This window comes from Anaerocolumna sp. AGMB13020 (assembly GCF_033100115.1).
In the GTDB taxonomy this organism is placed as follows: domain Bacteria; phylum Bacillota; class Clostridia; order Lachnospirales; family Lachnospiraceae; genus Anaerocolumna.
The window spans coordinates 4,178,736-4,205,020 of sequence record NZ_CP136910.1 but is presented as its reverse complement, the minus strand read 5'-3'; the positions used below and the strand labels follow the sequence as shown (position 1 = coordinate 4,205,020).

The following is a 26,285-nucleotide window of genomic DNA, read 5'->3' as shown; positions in this document are numbered from 1 at the left end:
TGATAGGGTTATTAGGCAAAAGATTAGTGTTTCGCAAGGGGACGGAAAATTACACAAAACAGAAAAACTCATGCTTCGATTCCAAGGCATAAGAAGACCTAATTCTCTGAAGTTTTTGTGCTTGACATATTCTAAAACAGATAACTCGCTTTGCTCAAACAATCTGTTTTAGAATATAGCACAAAATCTTCAGAGAAAAGGTCTTCTAATGCCTTTCCATAGGCGCATTCGTTCTTCTGTTTTGTGTAATTTTCCTGTTCTCTTGTATGAGTGCTGACTCCTTACCTCTTTACTACTTTGTTTGGTATAAATAATCATTAAAGGGCAGCGAATGAGATATAAATACAATCGCCAGTTTTTACTCTCAGTTTTTATCCTCGTGGTTTGAAAAAATCGCGTTAGCTTAGCACTCAAAGCAATTCATAATCTGGTAAGTAACTAATAAAATTCCATGTCTCCTTCTTCTAATAATGAAAGATGTATAGTAGCTTTCATTATTAGGCAGTGTTTGTCATGGGACTTTTTTATTATATTGATTTTATAGTAGGTTGTATTTTATTTCATATAATATTTATAATCATAAATTTTTGGTACTCTGCTTTGTCGTTTTATTTCGTTCGTGTTAAGAAATATTATGGAAGCTATCCACCTATAGATAATGCTGATTTAATCAACATAGAGTTATAGTAATTATTTATCCTTTGTCATTGAAAATAAAAATAATTATAAGTTATATCTAAATGGACATATGTCAATAACGTAGACACATGTCCATATTTTATATTTTTATGAATAATTACAATCCATATCTTTACTACAGCTTTGCAATGTCTATCAGTGTTATATTATCCAAATCTGCATTTTCAAGGCTGGTTACAAGTGCTCCTGCTGTGTCCAATGAAGTGAGGCAGGTTACGCCATTTTCTATGGAGGTTCTGCGAATTAAGAAACCATCTCTTGATTTATCTCTTCCCTGGGTTGGCGTGTCGATTACCAGATCAATTTCGTGTCCCATTATCAGGTCAATGATTGTGGGTGCTTCCTTATCCAGTTTGTTAACTGGGATTGCTTTAACTCCATTGTCATTTAAGTATTTCGCTGTACTTCTGGTGGCATAGATCTCATATCCAAGCTGCTTGAATCTTCCGGCTACTAAGACAGCCTCTGGCTTATCTGCATCTTTTACAGTCATAATCATTTTCTTATGCTTTGGCAGATTGATTCCTGCTCCAAGAAATGCCTTATACAGCGCTTCGTTAAAGGTCTTTGCAATACCGAGGCACTCACCGGTGGATTTCATTTCTGGCCCTAAGCTGATATCTGCTCCGTAAAGTTTTTCAAAGGAGAATACCGGCATCTTTATCGCAATATATCCGGCATTTGGTGCAAGACCTGTTCCAAAGCCAAGATCCTTTAATTTATTTCCTAAGATTACCTGGGAAGCCAGTTCTACAATTGGTATTCCTGTTACCTTGCTGATGTAAGGTACGGTACGGCTGGAACGGGGATTTACTTCTATTACATATACCTCTTCCTTATATACAATGAACTGTATATTTATAAGTCCGATTACATGAAGTGATTTTGCAAGTCTTCTGGTATATTCTACAATTACCTCTTGTATCTTTTCGGTTACATTCTGGGCCGGATATACTGATATACTGTCTCCGGAATGGATTCCTGCACGCTCTACATGCTCCATGATACCGGGTATCAGGATTTCTTCTCCGTCACAGACCGCATCAACTTCCACTTCTTTTCCCATAAGGTATTTATCTACCAGAATAGGGTGTTCCTGTACATTCAGGTTGATAATATCCATAAACTCCCTGATATCCTCATCGCATATTGCTATCTGCATTCCCTGTCCGCCCAGTACATAGGATGGTCTTACTAATACCGGATATGCTAATTCATTGGCTACTTTAATTGCTTCATCTGTGGTAAATACTGTCTTTCCGGCAGGCCTTGGTATGGAGCATTCTTCTAAGATGGCATCAAATAATTCCCTGTCTTCTGCTGCATCAACATCTTCTGCACTGGTTCCAAGGATTGGTACTCCCATTTTAAGGAGTGCTTCTGTCAGTTTGATTGCTGTCTGTCCGCCAAACTGAACTACTGCACCGTCAGGTTTCTCTAAGTCTACTATACTCTCCACATCTTCCGGTGTAAGAGGTTCAAAGTAAAGCTTATCGGCAATATCAAAGTCTGTACTTACAGTCTCCGGGTTGTTATTTACAATTATTGTTTCATAACCAGCTTTGGACAATGCCCATACACTGTGTACGGAGCAGTAATCAAATTCGATTCCCTGTCCGATACGGATAGGTCCGGAACCTAATACCATTACTTTCTTTCTGTCTCTGGTTTCTTCCACTTCATTTGTGCTGGCATAGCAGGAATAATAGTAAGGAGTACTGGCTTCAAATTCTGCTGCACAGGTATCAACCATTTTATAGGCAGGGAGTATCTTATATTCTTCCTTACGAAGTTTCTTGATTTCCTCCAGGCTTTTTCCAGTTAAATCTGCAATTACACGGTCCGGGTATTCCAGTCTCTTGGCTTCTGTTAATAGTTCGGCTGTCAAAGGTTTGGTCTTAAGCTCCTCTTCCATCTCAACAAGGATAGCTATTTTATCTAAGAACCATTTGTCAATTCTGGTTATTGCAAAGATTTCATCATAAGAGATTCCTCTTCTGATGGCCTCTGCTACTACAAACAGACGACGGTCATCAATGCGGTGCAGGAATTCTATAATTTCTTCTTTGGAATATTGTCCGTAATTGCCGTGATTTAAGCTGTAGATATTCAGTTCCAGGGAGCGTAAGGCTTTCATCAGCGCACCTTCAAAATTGGTGCAGATACTCATAACCTCTCCGGTAGCTTTCATCTGGGTAGTAAGGGTTCTCTTTGCCATAATGAATTTATCAAAAGGCCACTTGGGAATTTTTACGACCACATAATCAAGTGCGGGCTCAAAGCTGGCAAAAGTCTTACCGGTAATAGCATTAGGGATTTCATCCAGATTATAGCCTAAGGCAATTTTAGCGGCTACCTTGGCAATAGGGTATCCCGTAGCCTTGGAGGCTAATGCGGAAGAACGGCTTACCCTTGGATTAACTTCGATTACACAATACTCAAACGTATCGGGATGGAGGGCATATTGAACGTTACAGCCTCCTGTGATTTTTAATTCTGTGATAATATTAAGAGCAGAGGTTCTTAACATCTGATATTCTTTATCGGATAAGGTCTGGGATGGAGCTACTACAATACTGTCTCCGGTGTGAACACCAACAGGATCGAGATTCTCCATGTTGCAGACGGTAATACAGTTACCTTGCTTATCTCTCATTACTTCATATTCTATTTCTTTCCAGCCAGCAATACTTCTTTCGATCAGGCACTGTCCAACACGGCTTAATCTTAAACCATTCGAACAGATTTCTTTTAATGCTTCAGGGTCTGCTGCGATACCGCCGCCGCTGCCACCAAGGGTGTAAGCCGGTCTTACAACTACCGGATATCCAATGGTTTCAGCAAAAACCAAAGCAGCCTCTACGTCTGTTACAACGGTACTGGGAGCGCAAGGTTCACCGATCTTTTCCATGGTAGTTTTAAATTCCAGACGATCTTCTGCTTTCTTGATGGTCTCAGAAGTGGTTCCGATAAGACGGATCCCATTGTCTTTTAAGAAGCCGGACTCCTCTAATTCCATTGCAATATTTAATGCTGCCTGCCCGCCTAAAGTGGGAAGCACACTGTCTGGCTGCTCTAACAAGAGAATCTTCTTAACCATATCCGGTGTCAGAGGTTCAATATATACTTTATCTGCAATATCCTTATCTGTCATAATGGTCGCAGGATTGGAATTTACCAGTACTACTTCAATGCCTTCTTCTTTTAAGGAACGGCAGGCCTGTGTGCCGGCATAGTCAAACTCAGCTGCCTGACCGATGACAATAGGTCCGGAACCGATAACCAGAACTTTCTTTATATCCATTATTTTTGGCATACCTGCACCTCCATCATGTTAATAAACTCGTCAAAAAGGAACTCGGAATCCTGAGGACCTGCACAGGCCTCGGGATGAAACTGTACGGTAAATATGTTCTTGCCAAGATAATGATAACCTTCAATGGTTCCGTCGTTGGCATTTACAAAATACTTCTCGGCTACCTCTGTTTTTAAGGTACCGTCTTCTACCACATATCCGTGATTCTGGGAAGATATATACACTCTTCCAGTCTTAAGATCCTTCACAGGGTGATTGGCACCTCTGTGTCCGTATTTCATTTTCTTGGTATCCCCGCCGCAGGCCAGAGCCATCAGCTGATGTCCAAGACAGATTGCAAAGATGGGAACCTCACTGTTATACATCTTTTTGATTTCTTCAATTATTTCCACACATTCTTTGGGGTCTCCCGGTCCGTTTGAGAGCATGATGCCATCAGGCTTATCTGCTAAGATTTCCTCTGCTGTTGTCAGCGCAGGATAGATGGTTACGTCGCATCCTCTTTTTAAGAGGCAATCCTTTATATTATCCTTTGAACCGTAATCCAGTAAAGCCACTTTAAAATGTCCTGTCTTGTATGGATTAACCTTTAATCCGCTTCTTGCCAGATCAGCTTTCGTGGGCTTGAACTCTTCTGCCTTATAGCTGGTTTTTTCGGCACAGGTTACTTTATTTACGACACCTGTTACTTTATGGGCTTTTAATTCCTTGATTACTTCTTCTACCTTCACATCTTCTCTGCAAGTAATCATACCGTTCATCGTTCCCTTTTCCCTTAGGATCTTTGTCAGGGCTCTGGTATCTATTCCTGCTATTCCCGGTATATCATTCTTCTTTAAGAAATATTCGATTGTATCCTCACTGCGGAAGTTACTGGGTGTCCTGGCGATTTCCCTTACAATGTAGCCATCTACCCAGGGCTTTTTCGATTCCATATCCTCATAACAGATTCCGTAATTTCCTATCAGCGGGTATGTCATAACGACTGCCTGTCCTGCATAGGAGGGATCTGTGAGAATTTCCAAATAACCAGTCATAGATGTATTAAATACAATTTCACTGATTACATCCCTTGTCGAGCCAATACTTGTTCCTGCAAATATATTGCCGTCCTCCAGTATTAAGAAAGCTTTCATAACTTCCACCTGTTCCTTTCAATGTCGTACACTTAACAGTTCCCTTGGGCTGCCATTGTTGCCTTTATACCTGATTTTGCCCGAAAAAAAAGAGTAGAATACATTATTTTTACCTACTACTCTCCCCATTAAGCTCACTGATACCCAAATTGTTAGTATTCTATCACATCCCTTTTAGAAAAACAAGAATTTTTTTTATTAGTTTTTTAAGAAAGATTTATAAGGAGATGTTATTTATTTTTATTCATTATTTTATATAATTATACATGAGGAATTGAAAATAATCAAGAGGATAGTTTTTAAGATTTGTAAAGATTTTAGAGTGAGAATTTGGGTTGTGGGGGCGGACGATGATTGGAGGGACTGTTTATTCGTCTTGCTGTTCGAGAACCCTTATTCCCCTAAAGCTCCGGTAACTGTTCATGGCAGGTCAAATAGTGCCAAACTCGCTGACAGGCTGTGGCATTACTACTTTGTTGAGCTCAGACAGTGGCACTATCTGACCTATTCACAGTTACCGGAACTTAAGTGTCATAAGGAACCTCTCAATGCAAAACTCGTAAACAGTCCCGCCAATCATCTGTTTTTTTTCACAGAGCAGATTTACTATTTTTTGCACAGGTTAAATAACGGCCGTTATTTTGAGGAAGGAGGAACGAGATTTTACAAATCTGAAATTAAGATATTTTTTAAAGCTATCGATTATAAAGAACTGAGAAGACCATTTAATTTATTGGATATGAAAACCATCTGTAAAGAACCAGCCAGGTTATGACATGAAAGAACGCAGATGTTAAATTTATGATACAGGTGAAGCTGATTTCTAAGTCACCAAGCACCAGTTCAACTTAGTTAAACTGGTGCTTGGTGACTTAGAAATCAGCTCTCATAAGGGCTATATTACTGCTCGCCCAAAAGGGCGGTATCGCAAGCACTTTTACTGGTCCGCTATGCTACACTAATATTCACATGGTCTATGCATACTACTCCTGCTATAATATACACATTTTGTACTTGCATAATTTACTACACTTATAATTCTTACATTATCCCTGACTTTCCCAGACAACACTTTCTATATTTCGGAATAAATACCTTATGGTATTGGCAGCTCCGACTATTCTATTCTCCTCAGCATAACTGAGAAATTAGTACTTGCATTTATACTAGTTATTTATGTTAGTTGATGTTACGTTAAGATATAAATACTGTCCGACCACTTCAGCATAAAATCCTCCCTCAGGTTATAAGCGAAAGGGTACTGTCAATTATTCAATTTGATTCATTCTCTTAAATCCATAGTCTCCTTCAACGAGCAGGCGATTTGTACAAAGGAGAAAGCTCCAGGCGCCTACGGAAATGTATTAGAAGTCCTTTTCTCTGAAGCTTCTGTGCTATATCCACAAACAGATTGTTTGAGCGTAGCGAGTTATCTGTTTGCGGATATGTCAAGCACAGAAGCCTCAGAGAATTAGGACTTCTTATACATTGGAGTCGAAGCCTGGAGCTTACTCCTTTGTGCAAATCGCCGTCCCCTTGTGAAAACCATCCTTTTTAAATTTTTTGCTGTATTCCCCCTTACATCCCCATACTTTCGTATTTTCTAATTCCCCGATAGAATACAAACCGAGCAGCCAGGAAGAAAACTATACACATACCAATCAGTAGCAACGTATAACTTATGACATGTTCTCCTCGCACTATGTATGCCGGTATCAGCCCGATAAAGCCGTAAGGGATAATGAATAACAGGATAAGCTGCACTCCTTTAGGGTATATATTTATGGGGTATCTTGCGTATTGCCCTATGCTGTTTATGGTAAAAGGTATGCTGGTTCTTCCGCCTGAGTCATACCAGAATATTAGACTATTACTAAGGAGGTAAACTGACATCAGGATGACCGTACCGCAGACTATGAGAAAGAAGCATAACAGTATTGAGACGAGGTCGTATTTTCCCAGTGCATGAAGGGAGATATTCAGGCTGACAATGCCAAATAGGAACACGCCTATTCCCTGTAAGCCCATTCCATAGGACAGTACTTGATAGAGTGGTGATACAGGGCGGGTTAAGATTGAATCGAATTGTCCGTTGAATACCATTCCCGGCATTTGCCAGATTCCTTCAAATAGTATGCTGTTAAGCCCTTCTGCTATAAATAGAAAGGACATGATCAGATAGATTTCATGTTCCTGCCAGCCTGCGATACTTGGGATATTTTTATAGATTACAAAGGGGATTGCCATAATTAATATACGTGTCAGTATTCCTGAAAGCAGCATCATCCAGAAATTAAAGGTATATTCCATTTCCGTTTTGATATACTGCTCTTTGAGTTTTAAAAATATTCTCAGCATCTTCTCAACCTCCTGCTACATTTAAGTTCTTTCGTACAAGTCCATATATCATATTGTGCAGAAGAACAAAGAACATTATCCATACAATTTGAATCAGGAACATGATTGATAGGCTTACCGGCAGTTCCTGCCCCAGCAATAACGCTATCGGCATCTGCACCATATACGGAAACGGCGTCATATAACTGATATTTCTAAGCCATTCCGGGAACATGGCAAGGGGCAGTACGGCTCCTGAGAAGAACTCAAAGAGTGCGATCCTTGTCCAGGTAATCCCTAAATAGCCTGTACTGAAAAAGCACAAAAGGCTGAACACATCCACCAGCAGTATACGAAGCAGTATGGATAATAGAAAGCATGGTATAAATAGCAATACTGTATTTTGTGTTGGTATTATCATATATTTTCCAAAGATAAAGAAACCTGAAACAACAATTATCAGGTTTACGGCACTTTGCAGTAAAAGTACTCCTGTCATTTCAGATACATATTGAGACAAAAAGGATACCGGACGGATACAACGTGCAACTATGGTTCCACTCCTGATTTCCCTTGCCAGGGTATTCTCTGATGACCAGCTAAGGAGGTTATTCAGAGCAAATGCGATTAAGATATAAGCAAACATCTCTTCTTTTTTTATTCCACCTATCACCGTACCTGTTTGCTGGCTATATAAGGCCTGCCACAGCAGATATTGACCGGCCAGCAGAACTATCGGTGTAAATAGATTCATAATAAAGCTGGTTTTATAATATAAATGACTCTGCATTGATATTCCTGTCAGTTTTAGAAATGCTTTCACCCTACATTGGCCTCCTTCGAAAAGATCCGGGAAACCACTTCGTCTATATCCGGTTCCTGTATGGTAATATCTTCGATCTCAAAGGCTTTGGATATTGCACTTAGCACCTGTTCTGAAGTATATTGTTCCGTGTGATACATGATTTTCATTGTTCTGCCTTCTGCTTCGAATCTGGCTTCCGGTAATAGCAGCTTTATTTCATTTTTTTGATTGCCGGCTACCTTTACCACCTTTTCTTTTACATAGCTGTGCTTTAGATTGTCTAGTGTGCCGTCGTAGAATATTTTCCCTTTTGAAAGTACAATTGCATCCTCACAGATTTCATCAATATCATCCAAATCATGGCTTGTGAGAAAGATACTGATTCCTTTTTCTTTATTCATCTGCCGCAGGAAGGTACGTATTGTATGCTTCACATTAATATCCAAGCCTATGGTTGGCTCATCCAGATACAGTATCTTTGGATTATGTAAAAATACCATACCAATATCTGATTTCATTCGCTGACCAAGAGACAGCTTCCTTGCCGGTGATGACAGTATAGGCGCTAAATCCAGCAGCTCCACTACCATCTCAAAGTTCTTTCGGAACTCCTTTTTATCCAGTTTGTATAATGTCTGTATGGCATTATAGCTCTCAATTACAGGTATATCTATCCATAGATTTGACTTCTGTCCAAATACGACTCCTATGTTTCTAAGGTACTCCTGGCCGCTGCGTCTTGGGTCCTTCCCATACACTTTGATCTCACCGGCTGTAGGCGTAAGTATGCCAATCATCATCTTAATAAGTGTAGACTTTCCAGCACCATTTTCTCCGATGCAAGCCAGGGCCTGTCCTTCTGCAACATGAAAGGAAACGCTATCAACTGCTGCTTTTTCAACCCATTCTGAGTGAAACAGATTCTTGAAAGCTCCTTTTAGCCCGGGGTCTTTCACATTTGTACGGTATGTCTTGCTTATGTTGCTTATTTCTATCATATAGGCTTGTCTCCTTTGTATAAAAATACGATATAGTCCCTTTCCTATATCCGTATTAGCTTGTGTTAGCAAATAACATCAGACATTAAAAGTTTAACACATTAAACACCTCATGGAAAGGTGTGCTATTTCTTAATTCAGGATAAAAATTTTATTCTGGAGTTATTTCTTCTGAATCTAAAGGTAGGAATTGGGAATTGCTACTTTCATTACGAATTGTTAATTTTATTACGCGTTGATATTTTTATTACGAATTTTTTTATTACGGAATTTTTTTATTACAAATTATTATTCAATCTCATATGAATTCCAGTCTCTCAAAATAAGCGCGTTATTAAAAATATCATATTTCTCAACTTTTCAAATATTGTTTGTACAAATCATATTAATTTTAGTTACTTTATAATTCTATTTAACGAAATACTTGAATTGAGTAACTCTATGAATTGAATTTAAATAAGCCGGACAATATCTGCGGGAAAGTATTGGATAACGACTTGCTGTTATCCTTTCCACTCTTTCCAGACAGGTAGTGTCAGGCTTTTTCGAAACTAATTTAATTCTGCTATTCTTGTTACTGCCACATAAATACCCGATATTCTGTACCAGGTTGGCAAATCTACAATTCCGTTTGCAGGAAGGCCAAAGGTCTGTTGAAAAGCTTTTACTGCTTCTTCTGTCTGGGCCCCAAATACTCCGTCTACAGCTACTGTGGGTACTGCCGTATAGACCTGTGATATGGCATTTAACTGCTCCTGCATCTGGCGAACGCTGTCTCCTCTTGAGCCGACTGTAAGATTGGCTCCCGGCCAGGAGGAAGGTACACCGGATACCTGGTTGGCAGAATTTATATAGATGCTGGAACCATAGAAATTACGCAGTATCTGTATGGCTGTCATTCCCTGATCACCTAAGGCTTTAGATCCCCACTGTGTCATCCATCCTGGGCAAGTCACGTTTCTGCCATCGCAGTATTGGGTTAGAATAGGCTGCTTTACATTAGGGCGAGACAGATAATTATTAAATACCTGATCCACTGCCTGTGATATGGTATCATATATATTTCTGCCTCTCATCCATTTATGATCAAAGGCTGTGGAGGAAGTTATGGTAAAGGTATAACCTCTGTTTCGATACCATTCTGTATACACTCTGTTAAGAGTAAAGGACATAATTGCGAGAATATTTGCGGTAATAGTAGAAGCCGGCCAGGTTGCATATATTTCACTGGAGGCGACATTTTTAATATAATCACTGTATCGCTCATAATAATTGGAGGCACTGCTATCTGAGGGTGGACCATCATGAACAATGACAAATTCAGGTACTACTACCCCTGGAAGTACGATTTCTCCGCTTTCACTGGTTGGCTTTATCTCTGCTTCCGCAATTTTAGGCGGATAATCGCCAAACAGGGTATGAGGTGGTATAACATAACGTTGTGTTCCCTGCAGCGGTCTTACGGTAATAGGCTGGATTGCCGTAACATCCGGCAATATCTCTGCTCCATTTACATCAATGCTGTCAAAACCTTCCGCCGTTACATTCACATTATATAAAGAGTAAGGCTGGGCTTCTTGTGCAGGGTCCAGGCTATAGTCTATGGGCGGCGCCTGAAGATCTATCAGAGGTGTTCTTCCCAAATCATCCGTTGTCAGTTCCTCAACAGTAGAATCCGGTTCTCCGGTATAACTAATTCTGACCTTTGCATTGGGTACCGGCCGGAATCCCTGCTCTGTCGTTACATTTACCTGAAACTTTCCAAAGCTCTCCGTTCCCATTTGTGCGGGATATATCCTTTGCTGTTTATAATCATAATAACTCATTGTCCACACTTATTTTTCTATAGGATTACTTCAATATATGCTGTCATCAGCACGATAATGATTGATATAGAGAATTTTTATCTATCTTCGTTAACTTTTATCCAGCTTGATAGCTTGAGGTTTCTGTCCGTTGTATTAAATTTGACATATACCGGGTAATATTATAGAATAACCTAAGAATTCTGGATTTTATAAATAAGAGGTGCTTATGACAGCTAATATTAACGGATTTGAGAATCTACTAAGAAATATTAAATCAACCATATATGAAGGAATCTTAAAACTTGGTATTGTAAAAGGGGAAAGTTTTGGTATCTATTATGAACTTGACCTGTTAAATTATCTGTTAGGTACAGACTGTACCAATGCAGAAAGCATGTTAGAGAACATAAAGGATTTTAACGATTTTTCCAGCGCCAGATTAATTCCCATAACAATTCGAAAGGAAGGCTCCCGCTTTCGCTTTATCGCTTCCGGTGAGGGCGTAGAACAAATAAGCAAAGATACTTCCTCCACGGATTTCTTAAGGAGTCTGATTGCTCTGGTGAACACCCATAAATTCGATTTGGAACAGGTTCAGGAGGTTTTTAAAGCTTCCGGTCAGCCTTATTCCTGCAAAGAAGTAGATAACCCTGAATTTGAATACGTTTTTTCTTTCTCCGATCAGAACTTTGATCCGTTTTTCTATTGTTTTCATATCGGGCAGGGACACAGCCATTATCACCGTTTGCTGGAATTCAGCTACCGGAAACTGTTTGACTAGGGTAGGAAGCTTACGCTGCGCAAGGTAGTACTAGAACTTATTGAGGCTGGATTCAAAGAGGCTGGTATAGGTAAGTTTACCCTCTACTCTATGGGAGTTCATGAGATGGATGGTATCTACCGGAACAATCTGCTTCGGCGCTTTTTGAGCCAGCTCTGCGAAGTTTATATCTTTGTTCAGGCGAATTCCTCTCCCAAGTGTTAAATGAGCCTTAAATCTCTGTTCTTCCACAGGAAATTCCCGTTTCTTAAGACACCAGGTAATTTTCTCATAGAGGCTTATCAATTCCTGGGACTCCTGAATACCAACCCATAAGGTGTCCCCTGTTCCTGTCTTAAACCTTCCAAGCCCTTCCGTCTCCACCACAAAAGGTCCCACTCTGCTTAATTTCACGCCCTCCTCTACAGCCTCCTCCACCAGTTCAAGTTTCCTTGTTTCACCGATAAAGGCTAAGGTCAAATGGAAATTTTCTTTGCGGGTAAAACTCCCTTTTTCTGAATTCTTCTTTATCAATCTGCCATACTCGTACAGTCTTTCTTTTTGATCCTCTGAAAAATCTATTGCTGCAAAAAGTCGATAGAATTTGTCCATCTTACTCCTTTCCTGTGTATCGGATGTTCCTGATGTTATTAAATTTTTGTAGTTTGGTAAACAGTCTTTTGCTTTATAACCGTTTCTCCTGTTCCGTCGCCTCTGGTATTGATAAACCTGATTCAGTAAATCCCAAACACAAATGTATGATAATATATTATATCTCATCTACTGTTAAAACATCTTCCAGTCCGCTGAGTAACAACAGAATTTTTTCATGGTCATGCTTTTCCTGCTGCTTGATTGTGATAAACAAACCTACGGTATCTTCTGAATTTCTTGTTTTACTGATTTCTACATCAGAGATTGTCATATTGTTGGTTCGAATTACTTCAAATACACGGCTTATGGCATTTACAGTGGTAACCTGCACATAGACCTCAACCAGCTTGGTCCTGGACATGGTATAAACGTCAAAACGATGTAAAACAGTGTTGCATATATAGATAAACGCACATGCAATAATCGCACCTTCATAGAAACCGATACCGATTGCCAGCCCCATACAGGCAGATGCCCAAAGCCCTGCGGCTGTGGTCAGTCCTTTGACCTGCTGTTTTCCCGTTATTAATATAGTTCCCGCACCTAAAAAACCGATACCGCTGATTACCTGTGCACCAAGCCTGGTGGGATCCGTTGTGTAGTTCCGTATTTCCATCATATACTGACTTGTAATCATTACAAGGGCTGCACCGATGCAGACCAAGATATGTGTTCTAAGCCCGGCAGGTCTTCGCTTTCTGCCTCTCTCATATCCGATTAAACCGCCAAAGAGAATTGCCAGCGTCAGCCTGGCTATAATGGAAAGTGTATTTATTTCCTGTAATGAAGCAAGAATTTCTTTCATATTTACACCTCTTGTATATCTCTGGCATACCAGTGATACCGCCACAATTTAATAAGAGTGAAAGATCCATAATGTGGCAACCTTTCATAATAAATTTTCTGTCACTCTTCCCTGGATTTGTTTTACATTGTTTGCACCAAACGAAACCGCCGCTTTATCAGCAAATACTTGGGATGTATAACAGTACTACCTACCGGAATTTCCAATACAGAATACTGCAATATGGTGTAATCATCCATAGTGCATCGTGTTTTGGCCATTCCTGACAGTATACCGCTTTTCTGACATTACCGCTTTCCTGACATTACCTATTTTCTGACAGTATTCCGCTTTTCTGACATCAAAATTAAATTTTGCTGCGGTATTATATGAAATAGCTGCCCAAAGGAAGCCGGTGTAGCAATAGCTTTCTGGGCAGCCGTTTGCAGCTGTTCTCGTATATTATTTAACCTGGACTGTCCAGTTAAAGGTATCTTCTAATTTTCCAAGCTGTATTCCGGTAATCGTATCATAGATTTTCTGGCTGTACTCACCAATACCGCCATCTTTTACCTGCATGATCTTATCTTCCCATCTTAACTGTCCTACAGGTGAGATTACTGCTGCGGTACCACTGCCAAATACTTCCTCCAGTGTTCCGTTATCATACGCCTCTTTAATCTCATTAATATCAATTTTTCTTTCTTCTACGGTAAGTCCCCACTCTTTGCAAAGTTGAATTACGGATGCCCTGGTAACACCGGGAAGTATGCTGCCGTTTAACGCAGGGGTAACAATCTTTCCGCCTATTTTAAAGAAGATATTCATAGCTCCTACTTCTTCAATGTATTTTCTCTCTACACCATCCAGCCAGAGTACCTGTGAATAACCTTCTTCATGGGCCTTTACCTGTGATCTTAAGGAAGCAACATAATTGGCTCCGGTTTTGGCTTCTCCGATTCCACCCTTTACTGCCCTTACATATTCATCTTCGATCCATATCTTTACCGGATTTAAACCTTCCGGATAATATGCTCCTACCGGTGACAGTATTATAAGGAATTTGTAAGTATCAGATGGTCTTACTCCTAAAAATGGATCGGTAGCTATTATAAATGGTCTGATATACAGGGAAGTTCCAGGTTTTGTAGGAATCCAGCTCTCATCAAGCTTAACTACTTCTTTGATTGCCTGCAAAAAGTCTTCCTCTGGTATCTCCGGTATACAGATTCTTACGTTTGTGTTATTTGCTCTTTCGATGTTCTTCTCCGGACGGAACAAAAGGATTCTTCCATCCTCCGTTTTATATGCCTTTAACCCTTCAAACATCTCCTGCCCATAATGAAATACCATGGCTGAAGGTTCAAGACTAATTGGTTGATAAGGTTCAATTCTCGCATCATGCCAGCCTTTGCCGGTTTCGTAATCCATCACAAACATATGATCCGTAAATATAGTACCAAATTTTAGCGGATTATCATTACCTGGCAGTTCTTTGGGAGTTGTGGTTTTTTCTATTCTGATATTTAACATGATACGTTCCTCTTTCCTTCTCATTTTTTGTATAGGTTTTATATTAGCCTTTCAGCTTAGGTTTTTCAAGTCTTTTTTCATAATTCTTTCTATTTTATCCCATGCAAAGGAAAACAACCCCGGCTGTATGGAGCAACATACTATTCTTATCGGTCATTGCAGTTGTATAGTGCCATTTTGCTGATTTCTGCTACATTTTTGTTAAAAAAGAATATCCCTACGCCTCCAAGCCCTAAATGACTGCCCAGTACTCCGCCAATTTTCTGGATAATGAAATGAGTACCCCCGAGTCTTTCCTGTATCATCTTCTTAAGTTCCAGCGCTGCTTCTTCGTCATCTGCATGGCTGATTCCAATAACCTTATCCTTAAGCTCTCCTGCTCGTTCCGCAACCAGATTTACAACTTCTGTATAGGTTTTCTTTCTACCTCTTATTTTTTCCACGACCTCCATCCGGCCGTCCTCTACATCAAGTATGGGATGAAGGTCCAGAATATTCCCTAATATTCCCTGCGCTTTGCTTATCCGTCCGCCTTTTATAAGCCAGTTTAAATCTGCTATGGTAAAGATATGCTCCACAGATTTTATCAGTTCTTTCATATAAGCCAGTGCTTCTTCAAATTTACAATGATTGGTTTTAATATACTCACAGGTTTCCATCAGGATTAACCCTGTGGCTAAGGAACCGCCTTTGGAATCCACAACCTCCATATGTGTCTGTGGATGTTTCTCTTTCATTTCTGAAAGTATGGACGCTGCCAGTTGACAGGTTCCGGACATAGCAGCAGAAAATGCAAGATAAATAAAATCAAAACCCTTTTTCGCGTACTGGCTGAAGGTATTGTATATGGTGTCTGGTGCAGGCTGTGAAGTCACAGGGACTGTCCCGTTCTTCATTGCTGCATATACTCCGTCAACATCAATCGTTTCACCATCCAGATACTCTCTGTCTTCCAGCAGTATTTTAAGGGGCAAAACTTTAATATCATTCTCTTCAATATATGTCTCAGGCAGATCACAGGTACTGTCAATAATTAATTTAATCATGACTATCATACTTCTTTCTGGATATTATATGTGGTCTTTAATAACACTATATATAATTATAGCATACTATTACGGCTTTGCAACATGGCTATATGGCTTTGCAACATAGCTTATGGCTGCAACATAGCTTATGGCTGCAACATGGCTATATGGCTTTGCAATGGCTATGACGACTGCTTTCACAGGATATCATGAGGAAATAAGCGATTACAATATTACTGTTTCTTCACATATTTATAAAAAGCATATTCAATATCATAATACGTTCGTTCCTCTGACTCTGCTTCCACTTGCCATTCCGGCATTTCATCCAAATTCGGAAAATAAGTATCGGCATGATAAGCGTAATCTATCTTTGTTACATGGGCGACATCACACAGATGAAGCATCTGTTTGTAAATAGTTCCTCCCCCAATAACATATACATCTTCTGATTTATAATCTTTTACTGCTTCAAGGGCTTCTTCAATACTGTGTACAACAACTGCGTCTTTGATTTCTATATCCTTCGAAGTGATGACAACGTTAAGCCTGTTCTTTAAAGGCTTACCTGCGGGAAAAGTCTCCATGGTATTTCTGCCCATGATAACAGCCTTTCCGGAAGTCTCATCCCTGAAAAATCTCATATCTTCGGGGATACTGATCAAAAGCTGATTCTGGTAACCAATAGCCCAGTTTTTGTCTACTGCAACGATTAAATTCATATAATAATCTACCTTTCTAAACTCTTTATTTCACACAAGCTCTCCTTGTATACCACATCTGCCAGCAGATACGGCACTGCCATAAATCGGGTGTGAATTATGTATTTCAATTACTCAAACCCATCTAAATTCCCTCCGCTGATGGCGCTGGTGGCACTGGTGCACTGGCGGCTCTGGCCCATCTGGCCAAAAGCTACAGGGATAGCTTTATATTAATTATAACAGAACATCTGAAAAGAAACAAAATATATAATACATTATCCTATAAGGGGGCGTATGTTACTTCTTATATTCTTTTTCAAGAGAGAATAAACCTACAGATAAATCAGAATAAACCTATGAAATAAACCAGATAACAGTCCATTTCCTTATTAAAGTATTAAAGAGTCCTAATCATTAATCATCTTAAAAAACGCCACCACCCTGAATACTGGGTCGCAGCGTTTAATCCCGTGCAATTCACTTTTATTATAAATCATCTTTCTCTGCAACGTCATCAATAAAATTTATGGTCTTTGTGTAGATTTCATTGATAATCGGCGTAAGTTGTTTTATTACATCATTTGCCTTCTCAACCTTTTCAGCCATTACATTATTGATCGCAATATCAACAATACCCTTCTGGGTTAGATTCTCTATGATCGCTTTATATTTTTTTATAATTTCCTCTATTTCATCTGTACCTTCTGAAAGCTCACGCGCCATTGTTATAAACTCACTGTCAACAATTACAACATTACTTGCCATAAATTATCTCCTTCTATTACATTTCATTTGCCAGCTTATTATCTGCCGTTTCAAAGGTACTTGAGGCATAATTTAAATCCTTGATCAGGTCCTCTATGTATTCTTCCAGTTTTTTTGCTACCTTCGTAAAAGACTTGCCGGTGGTCAGCATAGCCTCTGCTGCCGAACCCGAACTCTGATGCATTGCATATGATTTATTGGAATATTTTTGGATTCTATTTTTCAGCTCCGTCAGATCACTAACAGCATCCTTTATATTCGAATAATTTACTATTAATTCTTCCATTGTTTCTCTCCCTCCAATCAGTTAGTCCAATAACTCCGCCACAGCGTTCAATTCATCTGCTTTTGTATTCAGAAATTTAGCAAAATTGTCATCCAATTCCTGCACCTCTTCAAATATTCTCATCACTTTATTGATAAAGCCAATTCCAGCATCCAGGACAGAACCAGCTAAACGAAAAGCAACAGCCTGAATGGGTGAAAGAAGTAATCTGCCATACCACTTTTCCTGTAAGTATTTCTTATTCCATATCCTCATATCGAAAAATTCTTCCGATATGATGAGGGAATAGGCTTTCTTTAACTCCTCTAATATTCCGGCACTATAATCTCTAATCTTACCTGCAGCCTCGTCTACCAATTTATCTCTAGCAGCCTTGTTTGTTATTAATGTTATTGCATATTTGGCCAAATCTTTGACTTTGGAAACTTCTTTTTTTAATGCTTCCTTAAATTCTTCAAACTTTTTTGCAACCATTTTTTTTGCTTCTGCTACTAATTCACCTACCTTTTCGGCAATACTTTCAATATATTCGATTAAACACTCTAATCCAACAGACGCTAATACAACAGCTACTGCAGTAACAATCACTTTAGCCGCAATTTTTAGGGTACCGATTGGATTTGACAGCACAGCTATAGCAGCGGCTGCTACCATTTCTTTACCTAATGTTGTAAGCTTTTTATCAACAACGAGCAAGCTCTTGATCTCTTCTCCAAGTAGTAAGAAATATTTAAGGTCTTTTTTCATCGAGTTACCTATGGCAGAGGGCATTCTGTCAATTAACTTAGAGATTTTTCCCATAAACCAAGCTAAGTTATCCATTTTACCATTTACAAGATTTCCATGCTCGTCATATTTCAGGCTTCGTGTATCATGTCTGGCGATTAAATAGTATGAATATTCCTTACGTTCATCTTGAAGATATTTTGAGGTTTCACTATAATTTTTTATATCGGATGTAACAAATTCCACACCCGGAACCGGAAACAGCAGATTCCCTACAGCACTCCATTGATAATGCTTCATAATTCCAGATACAGATTCAATGTTTATTTTGTTACTTTCCAAGAATTCTTTTGAAAAACCAGGTCCATCAAAATTAACACTTTGCTTCATTTTATCACTAAGTTCATTAGCAGCTTGAATAGTAAAGTAATCAGAGAGATTTCCTCCCAAAGAATGTCCTGTGGAGGCCACATACGTATACTTATCCAATAATCCTTTGTTTTTAATGTCTGATAGGAATAGATTGACTTCTGTCTGCTGCAAAGTCTCTGTACTGTTCAGCAATCCGATATCAGCATCAATCCAATCAAACTGCAACTGATTATTTATACTTGGTTCTTCACTTCCACGAAAAGCTACGATTGCTTCATTATTAGAGGTTTCGATAATACATCCATAAAATCCATTCTCATCATTCTTATCATGAATCTCAGTAATTTTCCAGGAATCCAAATCAATTGATATATCGCCTTTTTTTATTTTATCTTCCAGATTTTTTTGTATCATTTCTTCTTTTGTACTATTTATTATCTGCCTAATGGAAAATGGCGGTTTTTCATTTTTTATTTCTACCAGATAATTATATCCATGACTCAAATCCATATATGCTATCTGTGTTGCATCTCTTAGTTCTTTGTCCGTATATCCCATCTGTACCTCCTATACGCTATTGAGTTACATTACTTTCTCCCAATGTTTCCAACATCTCTTGGACTGAATAATTTACCACACCATCCTTTATTCCATTATTTAATGAATATTTCAAATTATTCTCTTTCAATATCGTACTGGAAGGATATACTGTACTTTTAAAATAATCTTTGGTTTTTTTATACCCTTCTTCATCATAAAAATAAAACTTAGCATAAATACTAATTCCAGGATATATTTCATCCATCTTTGCTAATACCTTTACAATCTTATTTAATGTTTCTTTATTCATTGCATCACTTTCATTCAAAATCACATATAAGCCAAACTCGCAGTTTGGAATCAACTCTAAATACTCTTTTACTGTTGTATCAAGTGAAGTTACTTCTGGCACAATCGACATTTCTTCTTCTGTAGCCGGCCCTGCTTCTGCTTTACAGAATGCCTCCAGCCCATTTACGTCAAACTCTTCAATTATCTCTTGTGCAAAGTCATTCCAGACTTTTGCTGTATAATAACTATTTTTATAAGAACCATCTAATTTTCCATCTTTATCTGCAAATACTGTAAAACGGATTTCCTGATTAATCACTGGTGATACATATGCTTTATATTCCGTATCAAAGTTCGAGCCTTGTAGCCAAAAAACTTTAAACTCTTCTCCTATTTCAGCTTGTAGATTATCCTCTATTTTATTTTCAATTTTATCTTTTGCCATTTTACATCCTGTTAATCCAGCCATTGACATTGATATTGCCATAATTAAAATCCCCACTTTCATATATTTTTTTACATTTATCACAATTCTCTCCTTTCGAATTAGTTTTTATAGATATATATTTTTTTGATTGTCCAATCCAAACCTTTTGTACTACAGTTTTATTCATGCGTTATTTTCTTCTAAATTTTTCATCATATCTTCTACCGATTCATTTACTTTATTATCCTTTATTCCATTCAGTAACGAATATTTTAGGTTATTCTGTTCCAAGACTGTACTGGAAGGGTGTACTGTACTTTTCATAAATTCTTTGGTTTTTAAATACCACTCTTCCTCATAAAAATAAAATTTACCGTAAATACAGATTCCAGGATATATTTCATTTTGTTTTTCCAATACACTTACAATCTTACTCAATATCTCTTTATTTTTTGCATCATTTTCATTCAGAATAACATCTAAGCCAAATTGGCAGTCTGGATTCATCTCTATATAATCATTTACTGTCGTATCTAGCGAGGCAGCTTTTGTTGTAACTTTCCCTGCTGATGCTTTACAGAACGCTTCAATCTCATATTCTTCAAATCCCTTTATTATTTCCTGTGCCAAGTCATTCCAAACCTTTGCAGAATAATAACTACTCTTTTGAAAATCTTTTAGTTTTCCATTTTTATCCTCATTCACTGAAAAACGAATTTCCGGATTACTCACTGGCGACACATATGCTTGATATTCCGTATCAAAGTTTGAGCCCTGCAGACTAAAGACATTAAACTCTTAACCTAATTCAGTTTTTAAATTATCATCTATTTTATTACTAATATTATCTTTTGCCATTTTACAACCTGTTAATCCCACCATTGACATTGAAATCGCCATAATTAAAATTCCCACTTTCATATATTTTTTTACATTTATCACAATTTTTCTCCTTCCGAATTGCAGAATTTATTGTGTAAATCCATCGTTTCTCCATACACTCAGCTAGTCCAATAACTCCGCCATAGCGTTCAATTCATCTGCTTTTGTATTCAGAAATTTAGCAAAACTGTCATCCAATTCCTGCACCTTTTCAAATACTCCCGTCACTTTATTGATAAAGCCAATACCAGCTTCCAGGACAGAACCGGCTAAACGAAAAGCAACAGCCTGAATAGGTGAAAGAAGAATCTGCCATACACTTTTCCTAGTATCACCTTATTCACTATTGAACTACGTTATTATCTTCTAAAGATTGCAACATCTCATCTACGGTTTCATTTACCTTATTATCTTTTATTCCATTCAGGCATGAATACTTTAAACCATAATCTTTTAATATCGTATCGGAAAGCACAACTGTCTTTTCATAATAAGCTTTACTCTTGGAATATCCCTCTTCATCAAAAAAGTAAAAAATACCATAAATATTTATGCCTGGATATACTTCATTCTCATGTTCTAATACTTTTACTATCTTATTTAACGTTTCCTTCTTCATGGCATCACTTTCATTCAAAATTACATCTATGCTAAAATGGAAGTTTGGATTCGTCTCTATGTACTCTTTTACTGTCATATCCAGAGAAGTAACTTCAGTTGTAGTATTCCCTGCTGCTTTACAAATTGCCTCTATTCCATTAGCATCAAATGCCTTAATTATCTCTTGCGCAAAGTCATTCCAAAGCTTTGCTGTATAATAACTACTTTTATAAGAACCATCTGGATTGCCATACTTATCAGTATAAACAGTAAAACTAATATCAGGATTACTAGCCAAGGATACCTCGGCTTCATATTCCGTATCAAAGTTCGAGCCTTGCAGCCAAAAAACTTTAAACTCTTCTCCTATTTCAGCTTTGAGATTATCCTCTATTTTATTTTCAATTTTATCTTTTGCCATTTTACAACCTGTTAATCCCGCCATTGATATTGTAATTGCCATAATTAAAATTCCCACTTTCTTATATTTTTTTATAATTATCACAATTCTCTCCTTTCGAATTACAGTTTTATTCATGTATATCCATCGGAACCGGAAACAGCAGATTGCGAATGATTTATTTGATGTTTGGGGATTCTATTTTTCAACTCCGTCAAATCATATCACTAACAGTATCCTTAATTCCTCTATTTTTTTCTCCCTCCAATCAGCTACTCCAATAACTCCGCGACAGCGTTCAATTCATCTGCTTTTGTATTCAGAAATTTAGCAAAGCTGTCATCCAATTCCTGCACCTCTTCAAATACTCCCGTCACTTTATTGATAAAGCCAATTCCAGCTTCCAGGACAGAACCGGCTAAACGAAAAGCAACAGCCTGAATGGGTGAAAGAAGCAATCTGCCATACCACTTTTCCTGTAAATATTTCTTATCCCATATCCTCATATCGAAAAATTCTTCCGATATGATGAGGGAATAGGCTTTCTTTAACTCCTCTAATATTCCGGCACTATAATCTCTAATCTTACCTGCAACCTCATTTACCAATTTATCTCTAGCCACCTTATTTGTCAGTAATGTTATGGCATATTTGGCAAGGTCTTTGATTTTGGAAACTTCTTTTTTTAAAAAGTCCTTAAATTCTTCAAACTTTTTTGCAGCCATTTTTACTTCATTTGCTACCCATTCGCCTATCTTCTCCACAGTACTTTCAATGAATTCGATTAAGCACTCCAAACCAACAGCTGCTAATACGACAGTCGCTGCAGTGACGATCACTTTAGCTGCAATTGCAATGGTACCAATGGGATTTGATAACACAGCAACAGCAGCGGCAACCACCAGACTTTTCCCTAAGGTTGTAAGACCTTTCTCATCAACGAACAGACTCTTGATTTCTTCTCCATGAAGCAGGAAATAGGTAAGGGAATCTTTCATCGAGTTCCCTATGGCAGAGGGCATTCTGTCAATTAACTTAGAGATCTTCCCCATAAACCAGGCTAAGTTATCCATTTTACCATTTACAAGATTTCCATGCTCGTCATATTCTAAGCTTCGTGTATCATGTCTGCAAATTAAGTTATACAAATATTCCTTATCAAAGTCATTCTGTAAATAAGTTGAGGTATCACTATAATCTTTTATATCGGTTGTAACAAATTCCACACCCGGAACAGGAAACAGCAGATTCCCTACAGCACTCCATTGATAATGCTTCATTATTTCTGACATAACGCTAATTTCTTTATTATTATCTTCCAGGAATTCTTTTGAAAAACCAGGTCCGTCAAAATTAACACTTTGCTTCATTTTATCACTAAAATCATTAGCGGCTTTAATCGTAAAGTAGTCAGAGAGATTTCCTCCCAAAGAATGCCCTGTGGAGGCCACATATGTATACTTATCCAGATATCCGTTGTCTTTCATCGCTGATAGGAACACATCAACCTCTGCCTGCTGTGGAGTCTGGTTATTATTTAGTAATCCGATATCGGCATTTATCCAATCATATTCGAACTGAGCTTCGGTTGTTGATTCACTTCCGCGAAAAGCTACGATAGCTTCTTTCTCTGAAGTTTCAATAATACATCCGTAAAAACCATTTTTCGTATTCGTATCATGAATCTGCCTTATTTTCCACGAATCCAAATCGATTGTTATATTTCCTTCTATAACTTTATTCTCTAGTTCCGTACGTTTCTTTAAATTCACTGTGTTATTTATGATTTGCCTGATAGTATAGGGTGGTTTTATCCCGTTAATTATTAGATTATCATACCCAGCACTCAAGTCCATATATGCGATCTGTGTTGCATCCCTTAGTTCTTTATCTGTATACCCCATAAGTACCTCCTAATCACTATTGAGCTACATTACTTTCTGCTAATGTTTTCAACATCTCTTCTACAGAAAAGATTATCTTATTATCCTTAATTCCATTTCTTAAAGAATATTTCAAATTATTTTGTTCTAATATTGTACTGGAAGGATGTACAGTATTTTTAAAAAGATCTTTCGTTTTTATATACCACTCTTCGTCATAAAAATAGAACATACCATTTATGCGAATTCCCGGGTATATTTCATTTTCTTTTTCTAGCACCTTTACAATCTTATTTAAAATCTCTTTATTCATTGCATCACTTTCATTTAATATTACATATATACCAAACGTACAATCTGGAATCATTTCCATATATTCTTTTACTGTTGTATTAAGAGACGTGATTTCTGGTATAATCGGCTTTTCTTCTGAAACAGGCGGCCCAGCTTCTACTTTGCAGGATACCTCTATCTCATTTTCATCAAACGCCTTTATTATCTCCTGCGCAAAGTCATTCCAAACCTTTGCTGTATAATAACTGCTTTTATAAGAACCATCTGGTTTGCCATATTTATCTGTATACACCGTAAAACTAATATCAGGATTACTAACTAAAGATACCTCTGCTTCATATTCCGTATCAAAATTCGAACCTTGTAATCTAAAAACATTAAACTCTTCCCCTATTTCAGCCTTTAGATTATCCTCGATTTTGTTTTCAATTTTATCTTTTGCCATTTTACATCCTGTTAATCCTGCCATTGACATTGAAATCGCCATAATTAAAATCCCCACTTTCATATATTTCGTCACAGATTCTCTCCTTTAAATTACAATTATTTTTCTTATTGATGTATACACCTCTTTTATGTACTTAGTTTATTTTTTACCTATTTCTGAAAGTTTCATAATTCCACTTAGAAATAAAACACAAAACCTGTTATATTTTGTTTTTTTCTGATTCTCTTCTTTCTGATTCTCTTCTTGCTGCCTCTCTTCTTTCAGCCTCTCTTCTTTCTTCTTCCTGGATACGAATTATTTCTATTCTGCATTGCCTGATAATCTCATTTTGTTCCTCTATCTCTTCTTGTACCTTATGTATCGCAGAGTTAACCTCTGCATCTGCATCATCAAATTTAGACATCATATTATACCGAAAAGTATCATCAACATTTTTTTGAACTTTATCATTTAAGCTACGAACAAGTGGCAATCTTGATTCCATCATCAATAAATCCTGTGCCGTCTTGCGTTTCTTCTCAATTTGACCCTGTGTTATATCCGCACCATCTGATACTTCTCTTTTCATTGATTTTAAATTATCCAATTCAGCTTTTAAAGAAGCTATCTTACGTTGTGCCTCTTCGATTCTGCATTCATACCAATATATACCTGCCATATTATTCCTCCCTTATTTGTTTTACTGCATGATTATTAAATAAAATCGCAAATTATATTTACTATAAAAATATTTAAAGCAAACAAATTAAAACAAACCTTTTATCTGCTACTTCTCTAATACTAATATGACATAATTATAACGTATCAGGATATTTCTGTCAAAATTCTTCCATATTTTTGATATTCAATTTTATTCAGTACGATTTTATTTTATCAATTCGTTTATTTTTTTGATAACCTTTATACTTTTTTTGCATAACTTATTTATCCATTTACTTAACTTTGGAATAATTTTGGACAAAAAAAAGAAGCGGCTAAACCGCCACTTCAATTTTTTCTTTAAATTCATGTGTCTGATACTCTTTTACCTGAAAGCTGTCAACAGTAAATTTATAGAAATCCTTAATATCACCGTCAATTTCTACAGTAGGTGCAGTTTTTGGTTCCCTTTTTATCAGTTCCTCTACTATCGGCATATGCCTGTCATAGATATGTGCATCTGCAATAACATGGATGAATTCCCCAACTTCAAAACCACTTACCTGAGCCATCATTGCAAGTAAAGCCGAATATTGAAACTCATTAAAGCCACATCCAGCTGTAAGCATATCCTGACTCCTTTGATTCAACATTCCATTTAATTTATTTCCTGTAACATTAAATGTCATTGAATAAGCACAGGGTGCCAAAGCCATTTCATTCAAATCACTGTGATTGTATAAATTGGTAATGATTCTTCTGGAGGATGGGTTGTGCTTTAGATCAAATAGCACTCTATCTACCTGATCAAACAAACCCTCTTTATATTTATGTTTTACACCTAACTGATAACCATAGGCTTTTCCTATGCTTCCTTCTTCATTGGCCCACGCGTCCCAAATATGGCTGCTTAACTCATTGACATTATTCGATTTTTTCTGCCACATCCATAAAATCTCATCGATTGCAGACTTCCAGGCTGTTTTCCGTATAGTTGTCAAAGGGAATTCTTCCTGTAGATTATATCTATGAACGACACCGAACTTTTTGATCGTATACGCAGGTGTACCATCTTCCCAACGGGGACGAACATTCATCCCTTTATCCCATACACCATTTTCTAAAATATCCTTACAGGTCGCTATAAAATATTTATCTGCTAAACTCATT

At 37.6% G+C, this 26,285-nt stretch carries 24 protein-coding genes; 2 read left to right on the top strand and 22 right to left on the bottom strand.

The window, feature by feature from the left end; genetic code table 11:
* Window positions 1-814: 814 nt before the first annotated feature.
* Window positions 815-4,015, bottom strand: a complete 3,201-nt coding sequence (gene carB, locus R2R35_RS17420) for a carbamoyl-phosphate synthase large subunit (protein WP_317731106.1) — start codon at window positions 4,013-4,015, stop codon at window positions 815-817.
* The gene (locus R2R35_RS17415; RefSeq protein ID WP_317731105.1) at window positions 4,003-5,151 is read right to left on the bottom strand and encodes a carbamoyl phosphate synthase small subunit; all 1,149 of its coding nucleotides are present in this window, start codon (window positions 5,149-5,151) and stop codon (window positions 4,003-4,005) included. The genes carB and R2R35_RS17415 overlap by 13 nt, the downstream gene beginning before the upstream one ends.
* A 322-nt stretch (window positions 5,152-5,473) precedes the next feature.
* On the opposite strand from R2R35_RS17415, the gene R2R35_RS17410 reads away from it, so the two are divergent.
* A complete protein-coding gene (locus R2R35_RS17410) occupies window positions 5,474-5,926 on the top strand; it encodes a hypothetical protein (protein WP_317731104.1) in 453 nt (150 codons plus the stop codon).
* 803 nt (window positions 5,927-6,729) lie between these two features.
* Here the strand turns inward: R2R35_RS17410 and R2R35_RS17405 are convergent.
* From R2R35_RS17405 to R2R35_RS17390, 4 genes are all read right to left on the bottom strand, one after another.
* Entirely contained in the window at window positions 6,730-7,509 is a 780-nt protein-coding gene (locus R2R35_RS17405) for an ABC transporter permease (RefSeq protein WP_317731103.1), read from the bottom strand.
* A gap of 4 nt (window positions 7,510-7,513) precedes the next feature.
* Window positions 7,514-8,311, bottom strand: a complete 798-nt coding sequence (locus R2R35_RS17400; protein ID WP_317731102.1) for an ABC transporter permease — start codon at window positions 8,309-8,311, stop codon at window positions 7,514-7,516.
* Entirely contained in the window at window positions 8,308-9,291 is a 984-nt protein-coding gene (locus tag R2R35_RS17395; RefSeq protein ID WP_317731101.1) for an ABC transporter ATP-binding protein, read from the bottom strand. Before R2R35_RS17395 ends, R2R35_RS17400 begins: the two co-directional genes overlap by 4 nt.
* 551 nt (window positions 9,292-9,842) lie before the next feature.
* A complete protein-coding gene (locus R2R35_RS17390) occupies window positions 9,843-11,117 on the bottom strand; it encodes a peptidoglycan-binding domain-containing protein (RefSeq protein ID WP_331670153.1) in 1,275 nt (424 codons plus the stop codon).
* A gap of 208 nt (window positions 11,118-11,325) precedes the next feature.
* Here R2R35_RS17390 and R2R35_RS17385 point away from each other — a divergent pair, with 208 nt between their 5' ends.
* A complete protein-coding gene (locus R2R35_RS17385; RefSeq protein WP_317731100.1) occupies window positions 11,326-11,880 on the top strand; it encodes a DUF3877 family protein in 555 nt (184 codons plus the stop codon).
* 30 nt (window positions 11,881-11,910) lie between these two features.
* Here the strand turns inward: R2R35_RS17385 and thpR are convergent, their stop codons facing one another.
* The 16 genes from thpR to thyA all read right to left on the bottom strand — a co-directional run bounded on the left by thpR (window position 11,911) and on the right by thyA (window position 26,284).
* Window positions 11,911-12,471: an RNA 2',3'-cyclic phosphodiesterase gene (gene thpR / locus R2R35_RS17380; RefSeq protein ID WP_317731099.1), complete on the bottom strand. Its 561-nt coding sequence runs from the start codon at window positions 12,469-12,471 to the stop codon at window positions 11,911-11,913.
* A gap of 157 nt (window positions 12,472-12,628) precedes the next feature.
* Window positions 12,629-13,318, bottom strand: coding sequence for an MgtC/SapB family protein (locus R2R35_RS17375; RefSeq protein ID WP_317731098.1), 690 nt, complete (start codon window positions 13,316-13,318; stop codon window positions 12,629-12,631).
* 441 nt (window positions 13,319-13,759) lie between these two features.
* Window positions 13,760-14,830 carry a branched-chain amino acid aminotransferase gene (locus R2R35_RS17370; protein WP_033168220.1) on the bottom strand — a complete coding sequence of 357 codons (1,071 nt, stop codon included), beginning with the start codon at window positions 14,828-14,830 and terminating at the stop codon, window positions 13,760-13,762.
* 146 nt (window positions 14,831-14,976) lie between these two features.
* On the bottom strand, window positions 14,977-15,876 hold the full coding sequence (locus R2R35_RS17365; RefSeq protein ID WP_317731097.1) for a DegV family protein: 900 nt from the start codon (window positions 15,874-15,876) through the stop codon (window positions 14,977-14,979).
* A 215-nt stretch (window positions 15,877-16,091) separates the two neighbouring features.
* Window positions 16,092-16,580, bottom strand: a complete 489-nt coding sequence (locus R2R35_RS17360) for a dihydrofolate reductase (RefSeq protein WP_317731096.1) — start codon at window positions 16,578-16,580, stop codon at window positions 16,092-16,094.
* Between the two features lie 468 nt (window positions 16,581-17,048).
* Window positions 17,049-17,327: a hypothetical protein gene (locus R2R35_RS17355; RefSeq protein ID WP_033168222.1), complete on the bottom strand. Its 279-nt coding sequence runs from the start codon at window positions 17,325-17,327 to the stop codon at window positions 17,049-17,051.
* Window positions 17,328-17,343: 16 nt separating this feature from the next.
* The gene (locus R2R35_RS17350; protein WP_317731095.1) at window positions 17,344-17,613 is read right to left on the bottom strand and encodes a hypothetical protein; all 270 of its coding nucleotides are present in this window, start codon (window positions 17,611-17,613) and stop codon (window positions 17,344-17,346) included.
* Window positions 17,614-17,634: 21 nt separating this feature from the next.
* Window positions 17,635-19,269: an Mbeg1-like protein gene (locus tag R2R35_RS17345; RefSeq protein WP_317731094.1), complete on the bottom strand. Its 1,635-nt coding sequence runs from the start codon at window positions 19,267-19,269 to the stop codon at window positions 17,635-17,637.
* Between the two features lie 16 nt (window positions 19,270-19,285).
* Window positions 19,286-20,071, bottom strand: coding sequence for a hypothetical protein (locus tag R2R35_RS17340; protein ID WP_317731093.1), 786 nt, complete (start codon window positions 20,069-20,071; stop codon window positions 19,286-19,288).
* An 81-nt stretch (window positions 20,072-20,152) separates the two neighbouring features.
* Entirely contained in the window at window positions 20,153-20,701 is a 549-nt protein-coding gene (locus tag R2R35_RS17335) for a hypothetical protein (protein WP_317731092.1), read from the bottom strand.
* 66 nt (window positions 20,702-20,767) lie between these two features.
* A complete protein-coding gene (locus tag R2R35_RS17330) occupies window positions 20,768-20,911 on the bottom strand; it encodes a hypothetical protein (protein WP_317731091.1) in 144 nt (47 codons plus the stop codon).
* Between the two features lie 283 nt (window positions 20,912-21,194).
* Window positions 21,195-21,956, bottom strand: a complete 762-nt coding sequence (locus R2R35_RS17325; RefSeq protein ID WP_317731090.1) for a hypothetical protein — start codon at window positions 21,954-21,956, stop codon at window positions 21,195-21,197.
* Between the two features lie 167 nt (window positions 21,957-22,123).
* Complete coding sequence (locus R2R35_RS17320) at window positions 22,124-23,755, bottom strand: Mbeg1-like protein (RefSeq protein WP_317731089.1); 1,632 nt, start codon at window positions 23,753-23,755, stop codon at window positions 22,124-22,126.
* Between the two features lie 16 nt (window positions 23,756-23,771).
* Entirely contained in the window at window positions 23,772-24,548 is a 777-nt protein-coding gene (locus R2R35_RS17315) for a hypothetical protein (protein ID WP_317731088.1), read from the bottom strand.
* A gap of 127 nt (window positions 24,549-24,675) precedes the next feature.
* On the bottom strand, window positions 24,676-25,134 hold the full coding sequence (locus R2R35_RS17310) for a hypothetical protein (protein ID WP_317731087.1): 459 nt from the start codon (window positions 25,132-25,134) through the stop codon (window positions 24,676-24,678).
* Window positions 25,135-25,450: 316 nt separating this feature from the next.
* The gene (gene thyA, locus R2R35_RS17305) at window positions 25,451-26,284 is read right to left on the bottom strand and encodes a thymidylate synthase (protein ID WP_317731086.1); all 834 of its coding nucleotides are present in this window, start codon (window positions 26,282-26,284) and stop codon (window positions 25,451-25,453) included.
* Window position 26,285: the final 1 nt, after the last annotated feature.